Origin of the sequence: Lactococcus cremoris subsp. cremoris KW2 (genome assembly GCF_000468955.1) — a bacterium.
GTDB classification, from domain to species: domain Bacteria; phylum Bacillota; class Bacilli; order Lactobacillales; family Streptococcaceae; genus Lactococcus; species Lactococcus cremoris.
In genome coordinates, this window is record NC_022369.1 from 871,690 (window position 1) to 894,996 (window position 23,307).

A 23,307-nucleotide genomic window follows, 5' to 3' on the forward strand; every position below is an offset into this window, starting at 1 on the left:
TGTAAGTATAGCTTTCTATTTTATTTTTCGTCAATAAGACTTGTCCCATAAGAATTATCAATTGCACATAACCATTTTCCATCTATGTTGCGAAAAACATAAGTTGCTCTTCTCTCCATTGAAAATTCAGACTGAGCAGTTGCTGATTGGTTTGCTTCAATAAAAGTTTGAGCCAAAACAAGAACGGTATCACCAGCAAGAAGATAAACCATTTTTCCTTCAAGAGGTTTAATAGAATTATCAAAGTAAGACGCAATTTTTATAAAAGCTGATTTAATTTGTTCTCGTCCATTCGCGAGCATGCCAGGTTTAATAACTAAAACGGCATCTTCAGTATAAAAGTTAACCAATTCATCAAATTTTTCTTGATGGATTAACTTGTCACAAGTATCAATTACTGTTTTGATTTCATTTTCGATTAAATCTAAGTTTTGCATTCTATCTACCTCCGATGTTTGCTATTGAGTATTATATCAGACTTTATTTGATTTGCCTATGAGAAGCTGATTAGAGCAATGAAAAGTAAAACATTTAATCATCAGCCACTGACAGAAATTACGAAGAAAACAAGATGCCCAAAACAAAAAAGCTCCTACTAGACAACAAAATAGTAGAAGTCTGTTCCAAAATGGGCCAGATTTTGGTTCTGAAAAGATAATGTGTAAATAAATTGCAAATATAGTCAATAAAATGGTTTTTTTTTGGCCATTTTTATTATAGCACTAGGGAGAGGAGTCAGCGTTAACAAATGGCAACCAAAAATGGAGTGGATATTCATAGTTCTTTTCGCATATTGATATCGGTAATTTGGAATCCCATCTTTTTATAGACATGCAAAGCCCTAGAATTACTTCCAAAAACGTGGAGTCCCAAAAAAGAGAATCCAAGTTCTTTTGCTTTATCGGCAACTAAATCAAGGGTTTTTGAGCCAAATCCTAGGTTTTGAAATTCTTCATAAATTTCAAAATCATAGATAAATGCGCTCTGCTTACTTTCATCATCTTTGGCCAGCCAGATATATCCGATTTTTTCTTCTTTATTAAAAATTGAGTAAAAATAATGATTAGCAGTTTGAAGCCCGTCGGGAAGCAGAAGTGCATACTGTTTCTTTGAATTTGACAGGGCATCTTTAGGCTCCCATGTTCCATTATTTACTTTCTCATTAGCATAGTTTTTAATAGCGGACAACATATAATGGTCAAAGCCGTCTTGAGTCATTTTTAAAATTTTTATCATAATACTCCTTTAACCTTTTTAGGTAGATCGTTCTTATCTGTAAATTATAGCATAAAGGAAAAGTTGATAAAAAAGTAGAATTGACAGTTATCATTATAAATAATAAATATAAAGCAGTTTGATAGAGTGTCTGACTGTTTTTTTGTAATAAAAAATAGACTCATAAAATGGCTTTTGGGGACAAAAAATGCGATAATTAAAGAAAATGTATTGTATTGACTACAATAGATTGAAAAGTCCAGAAAGGTCGGAAATGAAACAAAACTTGAGCCGTGAAGAGGCGAAAAAATCTTTAGTTTATGACCCGTATTTTGAAAAAGGGAATTATGGGAGTAAAATATTTCAAACATTGGTGGCTATTCTGAGTTGGTTTGGAGTGCTTATTCCATTTTTGTGGATTCTTTTTCCATTTGTTTTTCCTAATCGAGCGCAGTACAATCATATTGTCGTTTATTTGGAAGAAAAAACGACATTGCTTTTTCTGCTTATTTTTCTTTCCGTATCTTTTGTTTTTCTGACAATTTTATATATTCTTTTGACCTTTTGGAATAACTATCGTTTTAAACACTTTTTGCAAAAGGAAAAACAATATGATGATGAACGATTAAATAAACGGCGTGAATTATTAAATAAAGCTTATGATGAGCGCTTTGGTTCGGAAGAATTTCGGCATAAGGTTTGTTTTTATTCAGTCAAAGAGGAGCAGAATTTAGAAACAGATTTTGTCAAAAAACTTTATCAGGAAGGAGAAAAGAATGATTAGCTTTTTTCAAACAGGTAATGGTATTGTTGATCTTATTTTGACAATAATGTTTTTAATATTGGTCACCTATCCTATCTTGGGTGGTTTTGCTTGGTTCATTGGTGTTTTGTGTTATAGTTTTTTGTTTAAATATAAGCAAAAATCATGGGATGAAATTCCAGTAGAAGTTGAGCCTTTTGTCACGATTATGGTCCCAGCCCATAATGAAGAAGTTGTCATTGAAGATACAATCAATTATTTAATGACGAAAATTAATTATGAAAACTATGAAGTTTTGGTTACTGACGACGGCTCAACAGATCGTACGCCAGAAATTTTAAAAAACTTACAGGAAAAATATGCAAAATTACGAGTGGTTCGTATTGAAAAAAATAAAGGAAAAGCACATGCTTTTAATATTGGATTGGCCTTTGCAAAAGGAAAATTGATTCTGAGTAATGACGCTGATACGGTTCCAGAACCTGATTCTCTCAATCGTTATATCAATTATTTTATTCGCCCAGACTCTACCAATATTTCAGCTGTAACGGCTAATATGGATGTTCAAAATCGGGCCAAGTTAATAGCGAAATCACAGACAGTTGAGTTCTCCAGTATTGTAGGAATTATTAAGCGGACTCAACTTGGTGTCTTGGGAAGTATTTATGCCTATAGTGGGGCAAATACAATGTATCGTAAAGATGCTCTGGTTGATGTTGGTTTATTTAGACAAGACCGAGCAACCGAAGATATTAGTATTGCTTGGGATCATCAAATGGATGGTTGGTTATCACTTTTTGCTCCTCAAATTATGTTTTTCATGGAAGTTCCTGAATCCTTAAAAATGCTATATCGCCAAAGAAAACGTTGGGCTAAGGGTGGGACAGAGGTATGGTTGACAAATTTTAGAAAAGTTTTCTTGCATCCTTTTGACAATATCGGAAGGACTATTATGTTTATTGACCAAACTTTAAGTATTATTTGGTCCTTCTTTTTCTGGATTTCATCAGCACTATTTATCTACTCTATGGTTTATTTTGCTTTGGGTGGAAATCTAGAGCGAATTTATCACATGCTGACAATGGCTTTTCTCTTTGTTTGTTTTGAAATGATTTCTGGAACTTTTCAATTAATTGCTTCTTTAATCGTTGATGATCGTGGCCGAAAGGTTAAATATTTACTTTTTGCTCCGTTATATATGCTTTTCTATTGGATGATGAATGCTTTAACAATTGTGACAACTTTTATTCCAGCAGTAAAAACGATACTTGGTTTAGGCTCTGGAACTTGGAAAAGTCCTGAACGCAAAGGAATAAAAGTGACTAATAAAAAAGATAAGTAATTTTAGTTGATAAATTAAAAGAAGCAGAGGAGTTTAACTACTCCTCTTTTTAAATTTCTAAATATTTGATTAGATATAAATCATATTTTATTTTATAAAAAGTAACAGTATTGACAGAAGGAGTGGATTCAAGAAATTGATTGTAATTTTTTAATCAACATAGCAAAGGAAATCTATTCATTATGTTATAATTAAATGAGAATCAATAGAATACTTTAGGAGGTAAACTTATGTTAACTGATTTTGAAAAACTTCGTCGTGGAGTTGGTTTTAGTGGAATCGTTTCAATTATTATTGGCTTATTAATTCTTTTTCTACCTACAAAGACAGCAGCAATTGTGGCTGCACTGGTGGGTGTTGCCCTTGTGATAATGGGGGTCATTTATATTGGAGCGAATCTTATTAGAAAAAGCGATAATAAAGGCAGTTTTTGGAGAATTTCTCATTTATTACTAGGCTTCATTTATCTTTTTGCAGGAATTTTCGTCTTTTCTGATTTAAATGCAGCAGCAGAATCCCTATTTGTTCTTATCGGAATATTTGTGGGAGTGAGTTGGATTATTGATGGAATCGTCACTCTTACTGTTTTGAGAGATTTTAATAGTAAATTCTGGGGAATTATTTTGAGTATTATCAGTATTATTGCTGGTTTTACCCTAGTTTTCTCTCCACTTTGGGGCGCCGTAACATTGTGGTTATTGCTTGGAATTGAATTTGTTGTTGTTGGACTCATCAAGATGATTCATTATTATAGATGGGATAAATAATAAAAAAGAGTTGATGGATAATCAACTCTTTTTTTTGATTTTATTTTTCTACTTAAAAATTTTTAAAGTAAAAAATAAATCTCCTATTCTTTGTCAATGTTTTTATTCTTTTTCCAAAGATGTATCCCTAAATAAGGGACGAGGGAGGCAAGACTGCAATAAACAATTAGCCAGCCAAAAAGTGAGAGACCGTTGTCTCCATTAGTTTTTGCTTTCCGGTAAGCCGTTCCATAGCCTAAGAAAGCTTGGACAACGATTAGTACATACCATGCTAAAAGTATCAGTGTTCCGACAATACCAAATGAAAATAGAGTGCTTGATTGATTCATAAAATCTTCCTTTCAGGACTATAATAGCACAAATGTTAATCAAAAGTAAAACAAGAAATGTTTTGTAATTAAAAAGAAACAAAATCTTTTGCAGTTGTGCTATTTAATACATTAAAAAATAAATATTTTTTTACTGACGAAATTTCTGAAAAGTAAAATTTACTGATAGAAGAATAAAATTTAAAAAAGATATTTGGAAGCGTCGTACAATTTTTCATTCGTGATATAATTTTTAGTGGACGTTTTTTTACGTTCTTAGATTGGGGATGAGAATGAAAAATTATCTCATATGGCTCAAAGATGAGCTAAAATCAATTAATACAGCCGGAAGCATTATGCTTGCGTTTATTATAGGAGTACAGTTGGCCTTCTTTTTAACGTCAACGATTACCACACTGTCAGTTATCACGCTGATTGCTACATTAATGGGTTCAGCATGTACGGTCTACATGATGATTGGGAAGCCGATTAATGGTTTATTAGGATTGATAAGTGCTTTTGGGTACATTTACATCAACTGGACCGCAGGACACTATGCCTCAGTTTTAGACCAGATTGTTTTTGTATTACTGATTGACCTTCCATTAATTTTTACTTGGAAGACTTGGGGGCACCGGATTGAAAATGGCGTCAAGTTTATGAAACTTAGAGGCTGGGTGCTGACAATAATCAGTATGCTAATCCTTTGGTGGCCAATTACACTTATTTATACAAAATTAGGAGATACGAATCCTTTATGGGATGCACTAACTCTCATCATTGGAGCTGCTGCCTCTATTTTAGTAGTAAAAGGTTATGGTGATAGCTATTCATTATGGCTTTTATCTGATGCGGTCATGATTGTCTTATGGGCAACAGCATTAGTGGCTGGATATTCTGCTAGTTCTTTGCCAATGTTATTGACCATCACCTTTTATTTAGTGACCTCTTTATATGGAAAATTTTTCTCTATTTGGAAAAACGACAAAAAAGAGGCTCAAGAAGTAGAAGTGGATTAATCATTATCTTTATAGATAGAAATATTAAAAGTTGCTTAAGGGCAGCTTTTTTATTTATAGTTTTGAGGGCATAACAAAAGCACCTACCCTCGAAATCAAGTAGATGCTCTAGTGCTTGGGATACTCGCCCATTTTTTTCTCCTTAAACTAATTGTTCTAAGTTTTGTACAGCTTCTTCAATTGTATCTCCGGCACCATAGATGCTTGAATCATTTGCAAGCGATGCTCTAAAGATATTATGAGAAGTATCTAGAGTGACTGTATATTGGAAAAATTTATTTTTGTTAGTGAATGTCATAGTACATTCTCCTTTCTTTATATGTTGACGAAAGGGAACCATTAGGTTCATAACGAAATTCCAATCAAATTGTAGCATAAAGAAATCAAAATATCAAAAAAAGTGATTTAGATTTTCAAAATAAATAATTTTAGCCTTAATTATTAATAAAAAATGAGACTTTAAGAGGCAGAATGACATCTAAAAATATATTGAGTGTTTAGTTGGACTTCTTTATTCTTTTATCATAGAATATAGTAAAGGAGGCGTTTACAATGAGAGATGAATATAAAAAGATTTTAGTCGCAGTTGATGGTTCTGACCAGTCTAAAGAGGCCATTCATGAAGCAGTTGCCATTGCTAAAAGAAATAAAACTTCATTATTTGTTTTACATGTAAAAGATGAGACAAGACTTCGGGGAACTCCCTACGCTCTGGCAATTAATTTAGATGATTTAGAAACAGAGTCTAAAGAAATCATTGCTGAGGTAGAGCAATTAATTAATGAAGAAGTTGAGTTTGAAGTTCATGCTTTTACAGGTAATCCTAAAAAAGAAATCGTTAATTTTGCTAAAGAATTTGAACTAGATTTGATTGTGGTTGGCTCGAACGGTAAAGGACTTTTAGACCGGATGTTAGTGGGTTCAACAACAACTTATGTTGTAAATCACGCTCCATGCAATGTGATGGTTGTAAAATAACCAGAAAATCTTAGCGTAAGCTGGGATTTTTTATGAAACTTTACAGGATTAATAGCAAAATGAAAAACATACCCTTACTTTAGGAGGTAGATTATTTTTAAGGCTTAATCTTCCTTATCATTAGTAAAAGAATATAAAGGACAAAAATAATAAGGAGGAATTAATAAATGGCGTCAAAACAGGAGTTAATTGATTATGTAGCAGATCGTACGGAACTTTCAAAGGTGAATGCAGCTAAAGCAATTAATGCTTTTGTTGAGGCGATTACTTACTATATTTCGGAAGGGGCAACCGTACATATTTCAAATTTTGGTACTTTTGAAGTTCGCAAACGTGCAGCCAGAATTAGTCATGATGTACATTCGCGCGAAAAAATTTTAGTAGGTGAACAAAATATCCCCGTTTTTAGAGCAGGTAAGGCTTTAAAATTAGCTACCAAGCAAGAAATATCTGATGAGGATAAGCTTGTTGAACAATTAAATAATATTATTTTGGGAGTTCAACACCAAGATAAAATTGACAACTGTTAGTGTGCTATTTATTTTTGATTATTAATATTAAAAAACGCTTCTCTTAAAGAGAGGCGTTTTGTTAATTAATGAGTTCTATAAGTAAATCAGCTATTTGAGTTGGGGTTTCTTTTTGCTTGCGACGAATCCAAGATTGAGTTGTGCCAAAAATGGCATTGGCATAGTAAGTTGTTGCATAAATTTCTCCTAATTTCCCTAATTTTAGATGTTTAGATTGTGGGAAAAAAGAGCTTTGGATAAGTTCTTTGAGCTTTTGGAGCATAAATTGATGGATTTCTTTACTACTATTTTCTGAAAGTAGGGCAGCATAGATTTGATTCCCTTTTAAAAATTCAAAGGTTTCTAGCATGGTTGCATGAAGGTCACCATTGTTTTTTTCAAAAACATATTGGATAGTTTCAAAGAGTCGACGTTGATAAGCTTCAATCATATCGTATTTATCTTGATAATGAGTATAAAAACTACTTCGGCTGACTTTAGCTAGTTTTACAAGTTCTGTGGTTGAAATTTGATCAAAAGATTTTTCTCCTAAAAGTTGAATCATGGCATCTCGTAATTGAAGTTTTGTTCGATCTTTTCTGGTGTCATTAGACATAATAGGGGCCTCCGTTCTTTTTAGAATGAAAGTGCTTCAATTAGACAAAAATTTAAATGTGTCCAAAAGCGAATGGATAATAATTGTCAATTTTTCTAAAAAGTTTATAATACATATTGTAACAGTTTTTGGACGTTGTGTCCATAAAGAAAGGGGAAATGATGTTAAAAAAGGAATGGCAGGCCATTTTAAAACACAAATTTTTTATTATTGTTATTATTGCATTGGCGCTTGTACCAGCAATTTACAACTATATTTTCTTGGGGTCGATGTGGGACCCCTATGGTAAGCTAAATGACTTACCGGTAGCAGTTGTAAATTTGGACAAGACGTCTGAATTGAACGGTAAAAAATTCAAACTTGGTGATGATGTCATTACTGAGATGAAAAAATCAAAGGATTTAGACTATCATTTCGTTTCCAAAGACAAAGCTTCTGAGGGAATAAAAAAAGGTGACTATTATATGGTCATTACTTTCCCAGAAAACTTTTCAGAAAATGCGACGACACTGATGAATAAGGAGCCAAAAACAGTCCAGTTAGATTATCAAACAACACGCGGTCACAATTATATTTCATCAAAAATGAGTGAAAGTGCGATGAATCAACTGAAATCAGAGGTTTCTAAAAACATTACCCAAACTTATACAAAAGAAATATTTGCTAAACTTGGTGATATGAAGTCGGGAATGAAAGAAGCTTCTGACGGCTCAAATAAATTAGCTGATGGGACTTCGTCAGCGCTGTCAGGTTCCAAAGAATTGACTAATAATTTGAACACTTTGTCCTCTTCTAGTGTAACTTTTAATGATGGCGCTGATAGTTTAAATTTTGGCCTAAATAAGTTTGTTTCAGGAGTGGATCAAGCTGCAAATGGAGGACAACAAGTTTCTTCAGGTGCTGACCAATTTGTCAGTGGAACTCAACAATTAGCTGAGGGAACCCAAACTTTGGCTGATAAATCTAAAGATCTGTCAGCAGGAATTTCACAGATTTCTCAAAGTACAGAAGCGGTGAGTCAATTGCAATCGGGTGTGCAACAACTATCTGAAGGCTTAAGTCAAATGGCTCAAAAAACAACTTTATCAGAAACTCAACAGCAAAATATTAGTGCTGTGCAAAATGGTCTTACTGAATTAAATCAAGAGTTACAAAAAAATACGATTGACCCAAATTTGGCTGCTAATGTCCAAAAAAACTTGGAAGGTCTTGGAGCTACGGTTACAAATTTAGCTAATGATCAAGTGGCAGCCTCTAAGGCAGCAGTTGAAAGTACTGAGACTTTTAAAACTTTAACCGAAAGTCAGAAAACAGATATAAGAAATGCATTAGATAATTCTGTTGGTGCCGGAGCGGTTCAAGCTGATTTAGTTTCATTAAATGAGAATATTACAGGGGTCAAAAACAGTCTTACAAGTCTACTACCAATGCTTGGAAAAATTGCTGATCTTAAAACATTAGTTCCAGGGGCAAGTCAAACAATTACTGACCTTTCTACAGGTTTAAATAGTGTGAATAGTAGCTTAAATAGTCAAATTTTACCAGGAATGAATAAACTAGACACTGGTTTGACAACATTCAATAGTCAACTCACCTCTGGTGGACAAAAATTGAGTTCTGGCTTTACCCAATATGCTGACGGAGTAGCTAAGGCAAACGCTGGTGCTCAACAATTGGCAAGTAAATCAAAAGACTTGCAAAGTGGAACCATGCAATTAGTTTCAGGATTGACTCAACTACAAGCGAATGGTCCATCATTAACTTCTGGCTCAAACCAATTGGCAAGTGGTGCAAAGCAAATTTCAACGGGTTCACAACAGTTGGCAAATGGTGGCTCAAGCTTAACTAATGGTTTGGGAACTTTAAATACAGGTGCTACTGATTTATCAACAGCTTTAACTAAGGCTGATGATAGTCTGTCAGCAACAAATTCTACTGACGAAAATGCTAAAAAAGTAGCCGCTCCACTGAAACTTAAACATACTGACCATGATAATGTGCCAGTAAATGGTGCTGGGATGACTCCTTATATGATTAATGTTGCACTCTTTATTGGGGCGCTTGCCACTAATGTCGTAATTGGAGTTGGTTTCTCAGGAGAAAAATGGAAATCAGGACGCGAATTTATGTTTGCTAAGATTGGCACAAATGGTTTAGTTGCACTTTTGCAAGGAATCATTGTCTGGGGAGCAGTGGCACTTCTTGGTTTGAGTCCTAATCATTGGTGGGAAATGCTATTAGTCGTTCTTTTGATAAGTTTTGCTTACATGGCTATAAATACTTTCTTCTTAACGGCTTTAGGAAAAGTAGGTGAGTTTGTCATGATTGTCGTTCTTGTGTTGCAATTAGCGACAAGCGCTGGGACCTATCCATTACAATTAGCTCCTAAGATCTATCAAGTCATCAGTCCATGGTTGCCAATGACCTATGGATTAAAGATGCTACGTGAAACAATTGGTTTGAATGGCGCGATTTTACCTGAAGCAATTCTCTTTGTGGTTATTATCGCCGTCTTTACATTCATGTTGAGTTTCTTCAAAAAATTCTCACGCTTTGCTTAATATAAAAATTACTGACAGAAACTTTCTAGACTGAATTTTTACCTGTCAGTAATTTTTTGTCTAGAAATTTTAAAATAAATTTGGTAAAATAAAGCTGTAAAAAGAATTTGACAATTTGGAATCGTCCTAGAAAGCAAGCTCGTTCACCTTACAAAGGTTTGCTTTTTATGATAGCCTAAGGAGATAAAATGGCAGATAAATACACAGAAGAGCAAGTGAATGAAATCAAGGACAAAATTCTCTCTGCCCTTGAAAACGTCATTGACCCAGAGCTTGGGATTGATATTATCAACCTCGGATTAGTTTATGAAATTAGCTTTGAAGATAACGGATTTACTGAAATTAAAATGACACTGACCACAATGGGGTGTCCATTGGCAGATTTGTTGACGGAGCAAATCCATGATGCTTTGAAAGAAGTACCAGAAGTTGGTGAAATCAAAGTAAATTTGGTTTGGTATCCAGCTTGGACAGTAGATAAAATGAGCCGCTACGCCCGTATTGCTTTGGGGATTCGATAAACATAAATAAAGCTTTCTTTAGTAATTTTACTAAGGAAAGTTTTTTTTCTGATAAAATGACTGACAGATATTCCGTCACTAATAATTAAGTAAAAATTAAGTCTTAAGTCCGATAAAAATTACTATATTTTTTGATACAATAGACTTATGAATAAAAAATTGAAAGCAATCTTTATTATAGAAATTTTTATTGTATTAGGATTGATTTTTCATGTGATTAGTACACCGCGTATGTGGGTAGTGCTTGCCTTAGCTATCCTCTTTACGATATTGGCGACGCGCTCGCGTGCGCGTGTACTACGCATTATAAGTTTCATTTTTTGGGCGATATCAGTTATGATTCTCTTCACGGTTGGCTGGTTTTGGTTAGCCATCGTTTTTCCAGCAATTGTTTGTATCGTTTTTTGGAAAAATAATCCACGAGAAGGAGAAGGAAGAAGTTTTTCTTATGAAGATATTTCTCAAGATGAATCTGAGTCAGTCATGAATGAAAATCAAAATGATATCATTGATCTTGATGATGTTACTTTTAAACCTTCTGGCAATAGTCTTTCTATTAAAAAGATGACAGGTAATACAAAAATTATTGTTCCTGACGATGTGGGAGTGGCGCTCGATTTAACAACAAATGCTGGACTTGTAAAGATTTTTAATGAGGCAGCACAAATTAATGCGGGTAACATCCATTATTTTAGTGACAATTTAGATCAGGCAGAAAAACGGATAAAAATAAATATTCGTGTTGACTCAGGAAATATTGAGGTGATTAGAGGATGAAAAAATCGCTTTTCACAACCTTTTTAGCAGTTTTTAGTATCATCCTTATTATGTATCTTCTTCTATTCATAATGATGAATAGTGGACAACCTTTGGGTGGTCTAAATACCGCTAATATTATTAGAGAACTTCGTGATAATTTCTATGGTTTATGGATATTTATATCAGTTGCAGGATTACTTGCGCTGATTTTTACCTTGTTTAATCATGTTGAAAACATGAGTATTCAACAAAAGTTTCAAGATGACATAAAGCTATTAGAAGAAAATCAGCAGCCCGAATCTCCTGAATTACAAGCTGTTCATGATAAAATTATGAATATGTCGGCAGAACTCCAAGAACTCTCGAAGCAAAAATCTGCTGACAAGGCTGAAATTATTGAATTAGAGCGAAAAAGGATTTCACGAGAACTCCATGATTCTGTCAGTCAGGAACTATTTGCAGCAACGATGATTTTATCTTCGGTGGCTGGTTCCACCCAAAGCTTGAGTAAAGAGCAAATCGAAACACAGACTCAATTGGTTTTGAAAGTCCTCCATTCGGCTCAAAACGAAATGCGGGCGCTCTTATTGCATCTTAGACCTGTAGAATTAGATGGTAAGAGTTTAGCAGAAGGCTTGTCAGCACTGACAGACGAATTGCAAGCAAAAATATCAGCAAATATTATTGTTAAATTAGCTGATATTGAAGCAACAAGTAATATTGAGGACAACCTTTTTCGAATGGCTCAGGAGATTTTATCGAATACTTTGCGTCATTCGCAAGCCGAACACATTGAAGTATCTTTAAGAGAAACCCAAGAAAATATTTTCTTGAAAATTGCTGATGATGGAGTTGGATTTGATGTTTCAACGAGTGATAAAACAGCGAGCTATGGTTTAGCAAATATTAAAGAACGAGCGCTTTTAATTGGTGGAGATGCTAAAGTGATTTCAGCGCCTGGTTCGGGAACCACTGTTGAGATTATTATCCCCAAAGCTAAGCCGAGTCTTTAAAAATGAAAGATATTTAGAAAGAATAAAATGGAAAAAATCAAACTTTTAATTGTAGATGACCACCAGATGGTGCGCCTTGGTTTATCAAGTTTTATGAATATCCAACCCGATATTGAAGTGGTTGGTGAAGCTGCCGATGGGGAGTCAGGTTTTTTAAAAACAGAAATGCTTGATCCAGACGTTATATTGATGGATTTGGTAATGGATAGACTTGACGGTATTGGGGCAACTCAGAAAATTTTGGCCAATAATCCTGAAAGAAAAATTTTGATTTTGACAAGTTTTATTGATGATGAAAAAGTTTTTCCAGCTCTGGCTGCAGGAGCAAAAGGATATATTCTTAAAACTTCACAAGCCGCAGAAATTGCAATGGCAATCAGAAAAGTTGCTAATGGCAAAGACGTTTTGTCTGACGCGGTCAAAGAAAAAATTGCCCAACAAAAGCATCGCAAGCATGAACTCTATGATGACTTATCTAAAAGAGAATTAGAAGTACTAAAAGTTCTTGCTACAGGACTTTCCAATCAAGAAATTGCTGACGAACTTTTTATCAGTTTAAAAACAGTAAAAACACATGTTTCAAATATATTCAATAAACTTGAAGTTTCGGACCGCACTCAGGCTACTATTTATGCCATTCAACATCATTTAGTATAAACTTGAGGAAAAACAAGTTGGAAATATGATATAATTGAGAATGTGCAAATAAATTTAGAGTGAAAAATAAATGGAAAAAATATTAGAAAAAGCCCAAAAGATTAAAATTATCTTTTTTGATATTGATGATACTTTAAGGGTTAAAGATTCAGGATTTATGCCTGAATCAATCAATGAAGTGTTTAAAAAACTTCATGAAAAAGGAATCATGACCGGAATTGCAACGGGAAGAAATCTTTTTGGTGTTGTTCCAGAAGTTCGTGCCTTGAAACCTGATTATTACGTGGCCATTAATGGCGCTTATGTTGAAAATGCGCGCAATCAAAAAGTTTTATATAAAAACACTTTTTCCAAGGATTTAGTAGAGGAAATCATTGCTTGGTTGAGAACCGAACAAAGTGAGTATTCATTTGTGGCAGCTGACAGCTTACGCGTTTCAAAATGGGATAAAATCGCAAGTGAGGCAATTGGTCCAGTTTATGCTGAACTGAAAGAAAATCCTGATTATTATCAAACAGAAGAAATTTATCAAATGTTGACAATTTCGGATCATGATGATCAGTTGAAGTTACCAGAAAACTTGGCTGACAAAATTCGGCTTGTACGTTGGCATCCAAATAGTTCAGATATTGTACCGCTTGAAGGCTCAAAAGCAATTGGCTGTCAACAAGTCTTGCAAGAACTTGGGTTGAAATCTGAAAATATGTTGAATTTTGGCGATGGACTCAATGACCGTGAACTTTTTGATTTTGCTGGCTTGTCAGTTGCGATGAAAGTTTCTCATCCAGAAATTTTGGAAAAAGCTGATTATATTACGGATTCGGTCGAAAATGATGGAATCTTAAAAGCCCTACAAGCCTTAAAAATTATTGATTGACAAATCTGTCAGGAAAAAATAAAACTGACAGATTCGTCAGTAACTTAAACTATGAAGAAAGGAAGGCATTTTTTAAATAGAAATGCCGACTAAAAAATTATGACTTACCCACAACTTGATCTTGAAAACTACAAAGGTACCACAGCAATTATTAATACCAATCATGGAAAAATGACTGTCAAATTATTTGATAGTCTTGCTCCTAAAACAGTAAAAAACTTTATTGAACTCAGTAAAGAAGGCTATTATGATGGTGTGATTTTCCACCGAATCATCAAAGATTTTATGATTCAAGGAGGAGATCCAACAGGAACTGGGATGGGTGGTTCTTCAATTTACGGTGAAAAATTTGAGGATGAGTTCTCAATGGATCTCTTTAACCTTCGTGGGGCTTTGTCAATGGCAAATGCCGGTCCTAATACGAACGGTAGTCAATTTTTCATCGTTCAAAATAAAAACTTGCCTTATCCAAAGGACTCTCTTATTCAAGGGGGTTGGCCTGAAGAAGTAGCAGAAACATATACTGATGGTGGAACTCCGCATCTTGACGGTCGACATACTGTTTTTGGTCAATTAGTTGATGAAGAAAGCTACAAAGTCCTTGATAAAATCGCAGCTGTACGTGTGGGTGCACAAGATAAACCAGTTGACGATGTTGTCATTGAATCAGTTGAGATTATCGAGCCATAAAATGGATAAAAAAAGTCCTAAAATCGGAGATATTGTTGAAGTTGAAATCATTGGAATGCAGGATTATGGTGCATTTGTAAAGTTTTTCCTGCAAAATCCAGAAACCAATGAGAAAATTGAACAAAAAGGTTTGATTCATATTTCTGAAATTCAATCCGGATATGTCAAGAGCATCCATGATATTGCTAAAATTGGGCAAAAAATAATGGCCCAAATCATCGATATTGATGAATACAATGGCAAAATTAGCTTGTCAATCCGAAGTCTTGAAAAAAATCCACAAGTTCATCATATCTACCGAAAAAAACATTTTACTGATTCACGAGACAAGATTGGCTTTAAAACCCTTGCTCACTCTCTACCTAGTTGGATTGAAGAAAATGAGGCCTATCTTAAAGCAAAAAAATGTCCAAAGTGAGGATTTTCTTTGAATGATAACGTATTAAGATATGTCAAACGAGTTTTTAATGTAATTACCATCTTAGGTTTTGTGGCTACAATTGTCGGCGGAGTTTATCTGTGGCGACTGGGTGCTTTTCAAAATCAAGCCGTCTTGCAACAATTGATTGTCGCCCACCGTTTTTTGGGGCCGCTGATTTTCCTTTGTATGCAAGTTTTACAAGTAATCGTCCCAATCATACCTGGCGGAATCACAATGGCCGCCGGTGTCATGATTTTTGGGCCCGTTTGGGGATTTATTTATAATTACTTTGGAATTGTTGCGGGTTCGTTTTTGCTTTTCCACTTTGGGAAAAAATATGGCTCCTCGCTAGCTAAGACTTTCGTCAAAGAAAAAACATATAATAAATACATGGCTTGGTTAGATAAAGGACAAAAGCGCTTTAATATCGTATTTGCGCTCCTTATTTTATCACCGATTGCCCCAGACGACGCTCTAGTTTTGATTGCTAGTCAAACAAAAATGAGTTGGAAATTCTTCACTTGGAGTATCTTATTATGTAAACCATTACCAATTCTTCTCTATTCATATCTTCTTATTTTTGGAGGAGATGTTCTTGGGCACTTTTTATAAAATGCTGAAAGTGTTTTCAGCGTTTTTTTGTCGAAATTTTGATAAAGAACGCCCAAATCATTCGAAAAAATTGTATAATAGAATGGATTTATGATTTTAAAAGAGAAGTCACCTCAATAATAAAGTTGTTTTAGCAGATTAAAAGGGATTTATGATTTTTTGAAATAAATTTTATAAGGCTAAAACAATATTAAACTGACTGGAGCTAGTTTTGAACAAAAAGAAAGTAAATAGATTTACATTTGATTCAAGAATTGATTATGGGCTTATATTACCAGCCTTTATGTTAATTTTAATTGGTCTTTACGCACTTTATGTGGCAGTAAGTCACGATCATCCGGCACAAGCCACAACTCTGGTAGTTCAACAAGGAACCTGGGTAATCGTTGGGCTCTTCGTTGCCTTAATAGTCATGCACATGGATTCAAGATTTTTATGGAATTTAACCCCATTTTTCTATCTTTTAGGTCTGATTTTGATGATTTTGCCGATATTCTTCTATGATAGAGCGACTTATGCCTCAACAGGTGCAAAAAACTGGCTTGCTTTTGGTGGACGGAATTTATTTCAGCCCTCAGAGTTTATGAAGCTTTCCTACATTCTATTTTCAGCCCGAATTGTAGTAACTTTCCAAAACAATTTGAAAAAGAGAGTCCTCAAAGACGATTTTCGCTTAATTGGACTTTTGATTCTTGAAACAATTCCTGTCGCAATCTTGTCAGTATTTCAAAAGGACTTTGGGACTTTCTTGGTATTTGCGGCAATCTTTGCTGGGATTGTCTTAGTATCTGGAGTTTCTTGGAAAATACTGGCGCCAGCTTTTCTTTTTGTAGCAGCAGTCGCAGGTGGGATTGTGGCTTTAGTTGCTTCTCCAGAAGGACAGAAGTTTCTTGAAAGTACAAGTTTTGCAAAATATCAAGTCAATCGTTTTATTGCTTGGTTACATCCCTTTGAGTATTCGCAAACCTTCAGTCTTCAACAAGCACGTTCTTTGATTTCTGTCGGAGTGGGAGGACTTTGGGGTAAAGGAATTGGCGTTGCCAATGTTAATGTTCCTGTCCGTGAATCAGATATGATTTTTACAGTTATTGCTGAGGATTTCGGATTTGTTGGTTCAGCATTCTTGATTTTTCTTTACTTCATGTTGATTTATCGAATGATTCGAGTGACTTTTAACTCAAATAATCAGTTCTATACTTATATTTCAACCGGTATTATCATGATGATTCTTTTCCACGTCTTTGAAAATATTGGAGCTGCTATTGGGGTTGTTCCATTAACGGGTATCCCTCTACCATTTATTTCCCAAGGGGGTTCGGCTTTGATGTCCAATATCATTGGATTAGGACTTGTCCTATCGATGAAATATAATCAGCTCCCAGAATTCGTCAGAGAACAAAGACAGATTCCAGTCAAGGGAGATAGTCGTAAAAATCGTCGTAGAAATAGAACTTAAAAAATTCTTAGCTTCTTATAAAAAATGAAGATTACTAGCAGAAATGTTAGTAGTTTTTTTATTACCTTAAATCTGTCTATAAGTCTTATATAGCAAGGTGGAAAACGCTTTAATTTTTTGTAAATTTTTAAAATAAATGATAAAATAAATTTGTGAGAGAAATCTCAAAATTAAATACTATTGATTGCCTGAAACGACAACCATCCTATTCAGAGGAGGCGTTTTTATGCGCGCAGCACGTTTTTATGATCGCGGAGATATTCGCGTTGAAGAAATTAATGAACCAGTAGTAAAAGCTGGTCAAGTAGGTATAGATGTGGCTTGGTGTGGAATCTGTGGTACAGATCTGCACGAATTTTTAGATGGACCAATTTTTTGTCCATCAGCAGAACATCCAAATCCTATTACAGGTGAAGTTCCACCAGTTACTCTCGGACATGAAATGTCTGGTATTGTAAACTTTGTAGGTCAAGGGGTAAGTGGGCTCAAAGTAGGTGACCATGTCGTTGTTGAACCTTATATCGTTCCCGAAGGTACTGATACAAGTGAAACTGGACATTACAATCTCTCAGAAGGATCAAACTTTATTGGTTTGGGCGGAAATGGCGGCGGTCTGGCTGAAAAAATTTCAGTTGATGAACGTTGGGTACATAAAATTCCTGACGATTTACCATTAGATGAAGCAGCACTAATTGAACCACTTTCTGTGGGATATCATGCTGTTGAACGTGCTAATTTGAGTGAAAAGAGTACGGTACTCGTTGTTGGAGCTGGTCCAATCGGACTTTTGACAGCTGCAGTTGCCAAAGCTCAAGGGCATACAGTAATTATTAGTGAGCCTAGTGGTTTGCGTCGTAAAAAAGCTCAAGAAGCAGAAGTTGCTGATTATTTCTTTAATCCAATTGAAGATGATATTCAAGCAAAAGTTCATGAAATTAATGAAAAAGGAGTCGATGCCGCTTTTGAATGTACTTCTGTTCAACCAGGATTTGATGCTTGTTTAGATTCTATTCGCATGGGTGGAACAGTTGTTATCGTTGCAATTTGGGGTAAACCAGCTAGTGTTGACATGGCAAAATTAGTCATTAAAGAAGCTAATCTTTTAGGGACTATTGCTTATAATAATACTCATCCTAAAACTTGCAACTGGTAAGATTAAATTGAATCAATTTATTACAGGTAAAATTGGCTTAGATGACCTGATTGATAAAGGTTTTGATACTTTGATTCATCACAATGAAACAGCAGTTAAGATTTTAGTTTCACCAACTGAAAAAGGTCTATAAATATAAATTTCACTCATTTAAAGGAGAAATAAAGATGTCTAAAGTTGCAGCAGTTACTGGGGCAGGTCAAGGAATTGGCTTTGCTATCGCAAAACGTTTATATAATGATGGGTTTAAAGTCGCAATCATTGATTACAATGAAGAAACAGCTCAACAAGCAGCTAAGGAACTTGGTGGCGAATCATTTGCTCTTAAAGCAGATGTTTCTGACCGTGACCAAGTAGTTGCCGCTTTAGAAGCTGTTGTTGAAAAATTTGGTGATTTGAATGTAGTAGTAAATAATGCAGGAATCGCCCCAACCACTCCGATTGAAACAATTACTCCTGAACAATTTCATCAAGTTTATAATATTAATGTTGGTGGAGTTTTGTGGGGAACACAGGCAGCCACAGCACTTTTCCGTAAACTAGGTCATGGTGGTAAGATTATTAATGCAACTTCGCAAGCAGGTGTCGTTGGGAATCCTAACCTAATGCTTTATTCTTCTTCAAAATTCGCTGTTCGTGGAATGACACAAATTGCCGCTCGCGATCTAGCAGAAGAAGGAATTACAGTTAATGCCTATGCACCAGGGATTGTTAAAACACCAATGATGTTTGATATTGCACATCAAGTGGGTAAAAATGCAGGTAAAGATGACGAATGGGGCATGCAGACTTTTGCCAAAGATATTGCGATGAAACGTTTGTCAGAGCCTGAGGACGTGGCCAATGTGGTTTCTTTCCTTGCTGGTCCTGATTCTAATTATATTACGGGTCAAACAATTATTGTTGATGGTGGAATGCAATTTCATTAATCAAAAAAGAACTGTCAAGTTTTTATCTTGACAGTTCTTTTTATTTTATGCTATAATTATTTTAAATAAATGAATGAGGTAAGGTCTATTGAAAATCTAAGTTTGGAACTTTAAAAAATATTCGTCAAATCGAGTGTTTTTGTTGCGTTCACAACTTAGAGAAAATAGGCTTTTATTATGCTTCAAATTTGGGCGTTTTGCCAGAATTTGTGTCTTTTAAAGCTCTTTTCACCTAAGTTGTGAGAAGAGCTTTTTATATAAAAGGAGAAAAAATGAATCAAAAACAAAAAGAAATGCAAGCTAGACTAGAACAAATTAAGAAAAATAAACCGCAATTTGCTGAAAAAAATACAAATGGACTGACAGCCGTAAAAGCAACCAAGCAAAATCAGCATGGAGCAAAAATTAATGCTCCACGAAAAGCGGGAATTTGAGATTCAGAGAAATAAGAGAAATTCTCAGCAATACAAATAAATATCTGTCTTACTGAGACATTTCTCCTCAAATTCAATTTCTTAATTCTCACAGATGAGAGGAGAATTAAATGTCAAATATTGAATTTAAAGATTTAACTTTTGGTTATGGAGAAAACCTAATTTTTGACCATGCCCAAATAAATATTGATGACCGCTGGAAATTAGGATTAGTTGGACGAAATGGCCGCGGGAAATCAACACTTTTAAAGCTATTAGAGGGGAAAATAATTACTGATAGCTCGATTATTACTGATAAAAATTTTGTTTACTTTCCACAACTACTGACAGAAGAAGATTTAAATGATGAAAAAATATCATCTGAATCAAGGAATCAAGAGACACTTAAGGGGGATTTTGTAGAAAGTCTGTCAGTAAATATTACTGACAGAAAGTCACAATTGACCTTTTATCTCTTAAATGAATTGGCCGAATTTGAACAATGGGAATTAGAACGTGAATTATCTCTTTTAAAAGTTGATTTAGAGGTATTATGGCGCCCTTTTGAAAGTTTATCTGGTGGGGAGCAAACAAAATGTCTATTGGCAATCTTATTTTTGGACGAAACGAATTTTCCTTTGATTGATGAGCCAACCAATCATTTGGATATGGCTAGTCGAAAAGTCGTTGCTCAGTATCTCAAGAAAAAATCAGGATTCATTGTTGTTTCACACGACCGAAATTTTCTTGATGAGGTTTGTGACCATACTTTGGCGATTGAACGTCAACAAGTTATTCTCTATCAAGGAAATTATTCAACTTATGAGCAAGAAAAAAAACTGCGTGATGATTTTGAACTTGCTGAAGATGAAAGATTACGTAAAGATATTTCAAGGTTGAAAAGGACTTCGTTGGAAAAACGAGATTGGTCCAATCAACGTGAAAATGTTGCTGGTGCAACTTTTGTGGATAAAAAAGTTGCCAAGAAACAAAATCAACGAGCAAAAGCAATTGAAAAACGAATGGGGCAGGAAGTTGAGAATAAAGAGAAATTACTCAAAAATATCGAAAAAACTGACCCCCTAGTCATGAATTTTCAACCCTCACACCATAGAAGGCTGATACAGTTTGAAAAGTTTTCCTTGGCGTTTGATAAAAAAATACTATTTCAACCAATTGATTTTTCCTTGAAAGTAGGAGAAATTGCAGCAATTGTCGGACCAAACGGTCAAGGGAAATCAAGTATTATCAAATATTTATCTGGAAATTTTTCTGGAGAGTACAACGGATTTGTTCAACTTCCGCAAGGAATAAAAATATCATTTGTTCGTCAGATTTATGATAATTGTGGCTATCTAAAAGATTTTGCTACCGAAAATCAATTGGATTATGAATTATTTCTTTCCAACCTCAGAAAGCTAGGCATGGAGCGTAAGCAGTTTACGCAAAAAATAGAAACAATGAGTCAAGGACAACAGAAAAAAGTTGAATTAGCTCGCAGTTTGTCGCAAGAAGCAGAGCTTTATCTTTGGGATGAACCTCTTAATTATCTTGATGTTTTTAATCATGAACAGATTGTCCAACTTCTGGAAAATAGTCAGCCGACAATGCTTTTAGTTGAACATGACCAAGCCTTTGTTGAAAAAGTTTGTAATCAAATTATTAATCTAAAAGATACCTAATTTTAAAAAACAAAAGTAGAGTGATTTTACTCTACTTTTTTAGAATACTATCATATAATAGGAAATGGTAATTCATAAAATAGGATGATTTTTCTTTAATTTAAAAAATAGGTACTTCAGATAGACAAACATTTGCTTGACAGAAATTGTTAGTTAACTTCCGTTTGATGCCCATAAAACCTGATGATAAAGCGGTTAGGGAAAATCATAGTTTAACGATTATAAGCTGAGTATTACTAAAAACTTTGACTAGGAATCAAATATTTTTTCATAGAACTTTTTATGTAGTCAGTTACATTATTGGTTTGTTATAAATGAAATTTATCAACACTTGGGTATTTGACTATAACGATAAAAGAAGTTTATAGTAATAAAGTAATAACATTAATTATAATTTTTATGGAGGTTGTACGATGCGTGCACATGAAATTTTAAACAATCCTTTTTTAAATAAAGGAACAGCTTTTACTATGAAAGAACGTCAAGAATTGGGGTTGATTGGTCTTCTTCCACCAACTGTTCAAACAATTGAGGAACAAGCTGAACAAACTTACGAACAATATTTGACAAAACCATCTGATTTAGAAAAACGTCATTTTTTGATGGAAATTTTCAATACAAACCGTACTTTGTTTTACTACTTATTTAATAAACATATTGTAGAATTTAATCCAGTTGTTTATGATCCAACAATTGCTGATACAATTGAAAACTACAGTCATTTATTTGTAGATCCGCAATATGCTGCTTATCTTGATATTAACCACCCTGAAAACATTACTGAAACATTGAAAAATGCAGCAGGTGATAGAGATATTCGCCTTATTGTTGTAACTGATGCGGAAGGAATTCTTGGTATCGGAGACTGGGGAACTCAAGGTGTTGATATCTCAGTTGGTAAATTAATGATTTATACAGCTGCAGCAGGTATTGATCCAGCGTCTGTACTTCCAGTTGTTATTGATGCAGGAACAAATAGAAAAGAACTTTTGGAAGATCATTTGTATCTTGGAAATCACCAAGAACGTATTTATGGTGACCAATACTACAGTTTCGTTGATCAATTTGTAGAAACTGCAGAATCAATTTTCCCTAAATTGTACCTTCACTGGGAAGATTTCGGTCGTTCAAATGCTGCCACAATTTTAAATAACTACAAAACAAAAATCCCTACATTTAATGATGACATTCAAGGAACTGGTATTGTTGTTTTAGGTGGTATTTTTGGATCACTTGACATTACAGGTGAAAAATTAACTGACCAAGTATACCTTTGCTATGGTGGTGGTTCAGCTGGTGCAGGTATTGCTGGTCGTGTTCATGCGGAAATGGTTAGTGAAGGTCTTTCTGAAGAAGAAGCTTACAAACATTTCTTCATGATTGATCAACAAGGTCTACTTTTTGATGATATGGATGACCTTACACCAGCTCAAAAACCATTTGCTAAAAAACGTGCTGATTATAAAGATGCTGGAGATATGACTAATCTTCTTAATATTGTTAAGACAGTAAAACCAACTATTTTAGTAGGAACTTCAACTAATCCAGGTGCCTTTACAAAAGAAGTTGTTGAAGCTATGTGTGCTAATACAGAGCGTCCAGTAATCTTCCCTATCTCAAATCCAACTAAAAAAATGGAAGCTACTGCTGAACAAGTTATTGAGTGGTCTGATGGAAAAGCTTTTGTCGCTACTGGTGTTCCTTCAGGAACAATCAACTACAAAGGTGTTGATTATCAAATCGGTCAAGCAAATAACTCACTTATCTACCCAGGTTTGGGCTTAGGAATGTTGGCATCTGAAGCAAAACTTTTGACAGATGAAATGATCGGAGCTGCTGCACACTCATTGAGCGGTTTAGTAGACCCAGGTAAACCAGGTGCTCCTGTTCTTCCTCCTTTTGAATTTGTTGCCGATGTATCAATTAAAGTTGCAGAAGCAGTTGCTAAGAAAGCACAAGAACAAGGTCTTACTGAATCTAAAGAAACTGATATGGCTAAAGCGGTTCGTGATCTTAAATGGTATCCAGAGTACTAAGGGGAATATC

27 protein-coding genes are annotated in these 23,307 nt (G+C 34.6%); 22 read left to right on the top strand and 5 right to left on the bottom strand.

The annotated features are described in order from the left end of the window. Window positions 1-20 precede the first annotated feature (20 nt). Window positions 21-437: a YybH family protein gene (locus KW2_RS04225; protein ID WP_021037015.1), complete on the bottom strand. Its 417-nt coding sequence runs from the start codon at window positions 435-437 to the stop codon at window positions 21-23. Between the two features lie 337 nt (window positions 438-774). Beyond that, window positions 775-1,236 carry a GNAT family N-acetyltransferase gene (locus KW2_RS04230; protein WP_021037016.1) on the bottom strand — a complete coding sequence of 154 codons (462 nt, stop codon included), beginning with the start codon at window positions 1,234-1,236 and terminating at the stop codon, window positions 775-777. 253 nt (window positions 1,237-1,489) lie between these two features. On the opposite strand from KW2_RS04230, the gene KW2_RS04235 reads away from it, so the two are divergent. From KW2_RS04235 to KW2_RS04245, 3 genes are all read left to right on the top strand, one after another. Further along, entirely contained in the window at window positions 1,490-1,999 is a 510-nt protein-coding gene (locus KW2_RS04235; RefSeq protein ID WP_021037017.1) for a hypothetical protein, read from the top strand. Then, a complete protein-coding gene (locus KW2_RS04240; RefSeq protein WP_021037018.1) occupies window positions 1,992-3,320 on the top strand; it encodes a glycosyltransferase family 2 protein in 1,329 nt (442 codons plus the stop codon). Before KW2_RS04235 ends, KW2_RS04240 begins: the two co-directional genes overlap by 8 nt. Before the next feature lie 230 nt (window positions 3,321-3,550). After that, window positions 3,551-4,087 (top strand): HdeD family acid-resistance protein, encoded by a 537-nt coding sequence (locus tag KW2_RS04245; protein ID WP_021037019.1) that lies wholly within the window; start codon window positions 3,551-3,553, stop codon window positions 4,085-4,087. Window positions 4,088-4,170: 83 nt separating this feature from the next. Here the strand turns inward: KW2_RS04245 and KW2_RS04250 are convergent, their stop codons facing one another. Next, entirely contained in the window at window positions 4,171-4,416 is a 246-nt protein-coding gene (locus tag KW2_RS04250) for a hypothetical protein (RefSeq protein ID WP_021037020.1), read from the bottom strand. A gap of 272 nt (window positions 4,417-4,688) precedes the next feature. Here KW2_RS04250 and pnuC point away from each other — a divergent pair, with 272 nt between their 5' ends. Beyond that, the gene (gene pnuC, locus KW2_RS04255) at window positions 4,689-5,414 is read left to right on the top strand and encodes a nicotinamide riboside transporter PnuC (RefSeq protein WP_011675845.1); all 726 of its coding nucleotides are present in this window, start codon (window positions 4,689-4,691) and stop codon (window positions 5,412-5,414) included. A gap of 142 nt (window positions 5,415-5,556) precedes the next feature. Here the strand turns inward: pnuC and KW2_RS12090 are convergent, their stop codons facing one another. Continuing rightward, entirely contained in the window at window positions 5,557-5,712 is a 156-nt protein-coding gene (locus KW2_RS12090; protein ID WP_011675846.1) for a hypothetical protein, read from the bottom strand. A gap of 254 nt (window positions 5,713-5,966) precedes the next feature. Here KW2_RS12090 and KW2_RS04260 point away from each other — a divergent pair, with 254 nt between their 5' ends. After that, on the top strand, window positions 5,967-6,392 hold the full coding sequence (locus tag KW2_RS04260; RefSeq protein WP_011835477.1) for a universal stress protein: 426 nt from the start codon (window positions 5,967-5,969) through the stop codon (window positions 6,390-6,392). A 167-nt stretch (window positions 6,393-6,559) separates the two neighbouring features. After that, window positions 6,560-6,922: an HU family DNA-binding protein gene (locus KW2_RS04265; protein WP_021037021.1), complete on the top strand. Its 363-nt coding sequence runs from the start codon at window positions 6,560-6,562 to the stop codon at window positions 6,920-6,922. A gap of 61 nt (window positions 6,923-6,983) precedes the next feature. On the opposite strand, the gene KW2_RS04270 is transcribed toward KW2_RS04265, so the two are convergent. Beyond that, window positions 6,984-7,517, bottom strand: coding sequence for a TetR/AcrR family transcriptional regulator (locus tag KW2_RS04270; RefSeq protein ID WP_011675849.1), 534 nt, complete (start codon window positions 7,515-7,517; stop codon window positions 6,984-6,986). Window positions 7,518-7,678: 161 nt separating this feature from the next. On the opposite strand from KW2_RS04270, the gene KW2_RS04275 reads away from it, so the two are divergent. The 16 genes from KW2_RS04275 to KW2_RS04340 all read left to right on the top strand — a co-directional run bounded on the left by KW2_RS04275 (window position 7,679) and on the right by KW2_RS04340 (window position 23,297). Then, on the top strand, window positions 7,679-10,078 hold the full coding sequence (locus KW2_RS04275; RefSeq protein WP_021037022.1) for a YhgE/Pip domain-containing protein: 2,400 nt from the start codon (window positions 7,679-7,681) through the stop codon (window positions 10,076-10,078). 188 nt (window positions 10,079-10,266) lie between these two features. Then, complete coding sequence (locus KW2_RS04280) at window positions 10,267-10,599, top strand: metal-sulfur cluster assembly factor (protein ID WP_003131392.1); 333 nt, start codon at window positions 10,267-10,269, stop codon at window positions 10,597-10,599. Window positions 10,600-10,746: 147 nt separating this feature from the next. Further along, window positions 10,747-11,376: a cell wall-active antibiotics response protein LiaF gene (gene liaF / locus KW2_RS04285; RefSeq protein ID WP_021037023.1), complete on the top strand. Its 630-nt coding sequence runs from the start codon at window positions 10,747-10,749 to the stop codon at window positions 11,374-11,376. Next, entirely contained in the window at window positions 11,373-12,371 is a 999-nt protein-coding gene (locus tag KW2_RS04290) for a sensor histidine kinase (RefSeq protein WP_021037024.1), read from the top strand. The genes liaF and KW2_RS04290 overlap by 4 nt, the downstream gene beginning before the upstream one ends. 27 nt (window positions 12,372-12,398) lie before the next feature. Then, window positions 12,399-13,028: a LuxR C-terminal-related transcriptional regulator gene (locus KW2_RS04295; protein WP_021037025.1), complete on the top strand. Its 630-nt coding sequence runs from the start codon at window positions 12,399-12,401 to the stop codon at window positions 13,026-13,028. Window positions 13,029-13,098: 70 nt separating this feature from the next. Beyond that, window positions 13,099-13,905 (top strand): Cof-type HAD-IIB family hydrolase, encoded by an 807-nt coding sequence (locus tag KW2_RS04300; protein WP_021037026.1) that lies wholly within the window; start codon window positions 13,099-13,101, stop codon window positions 13,903-13,905. A gap of 99 nt (window positions 13,906-14,004) precedes the next feature. After that, a complete protein-coding gene (locus KW2_RS04305; protein WP_021037027.1) occupies window positions 14,005-14,595 on the top strand; it encodes a peptidylprolyl isomerase in 591 nt (196 codons plus the stop codon). Between the two features lies 1 nt (window position 14,596). Continuing rightward, a complete protein-coding gene (locus KW2_RS04310) occupies window positions 14,597-15,013 on the top strand; it encodes a CvfD/Ygs/GSP13 family RNA-binding post-transcriptional regulator (protein WP_021037028.1) in 417 nt (138 codons plus the stop codon). 9 nt (window positions 15,014-15,022) lie between these two features. Next, window positions 15,023-15,628, top strand: coding sequence for a TVP38/TMEM64 family protein (locus KW2_RS04315; RefSeq protein ID WP_011675860.1), 606 nt, complete (start codon window positions 15,023-15,025; stop codon window positions 15,626-15,628). A 211-nt stretch (window positions 15,629-15,839) separates the two neighbouring features. Further along, entirely contained in the window at window positions 15,840-17,084 is a 1,245-nt protein-coding gene (locus KW2_RS04320) for an FtsW/RodA/SpoVE family cell cycle protein (protein WP_011835464.1), read from the top strand. A gap of 226 nt (window positions 17,085-17,310) precedes the next feature. After that, a complete protein-coding gene (locus KW2_RS04325; protein ID WP_244878747.1) occupies window positions 17,311-18,237 on the top strand; it encodes a 2,3-butanediol dehydrogenase in 927 nt (308 codons plus the stop codon). Between the two features lie 7 nt (window positions 18,238-18,244). Further along, on the top strand, window positions 18,245-18,370 hold the full coding sequence (locus tag KW2_RS12335; RefSeq protein WP_275450696.1) for a hypothetical protein: 126 nt from the start codon (window positions 18,245-18,247) through the stop codon (window positions 18,368-18,370). A gap of 34 nt (window positions 18,371-18,404) precedes the next feature. Then, window positions 18,405-19,166, top strand: coding sequence for a (S)-acetoin forming diacetyl reductase (locus KW2_RS04330; RefSeq protein ID WP_011835462.1), 762 nt, complete (start codon window positions 18,405-18,407; stop codon window positions 19,164-19,166). Between the two features lie 272 nt (window positions 19,167-19,438). After that, window positions 19,439-19,600 carry a hypothetical protein gene (locus tag KW2_RS12095; protein WP_011675863.1) on the top strand — a complete coding sequence of 54 codons (162 nt, stop codon included), beginning with the start codon at window positions 19,439-19,441 and terminating at the stop codon, window positions 19,598-19,600. Window positions 19,601-19,710: 110 nt separating this feature from the next. Next, window positions 19,711-21,261: a ribosomal protection-like ABC-F family protein gene (gene abc-f / locus KW2_RS04335; protein ID WP_021037029.1), complete on the top strand. Its 1,551-nt coding sequence runs from the start codon at window positions 19,711-19,713 to the stop codon at window positions 21,259-21,261. A 413-nt stretch (window positions 21,262-21,674) separates the two neighbouring features. Then, complete coding sequence (locus KW2_RS04340) at window positions 21,675-23,297, top strand: malolactic enzyme (protein ID WP_021037030.1); 1,623 nt, start codon at window positions 21,675-21,677, stop codon at window positions 23,295-23,297. Window positions 23,298-23,307 lie beyond the last annotated feature (10 nt).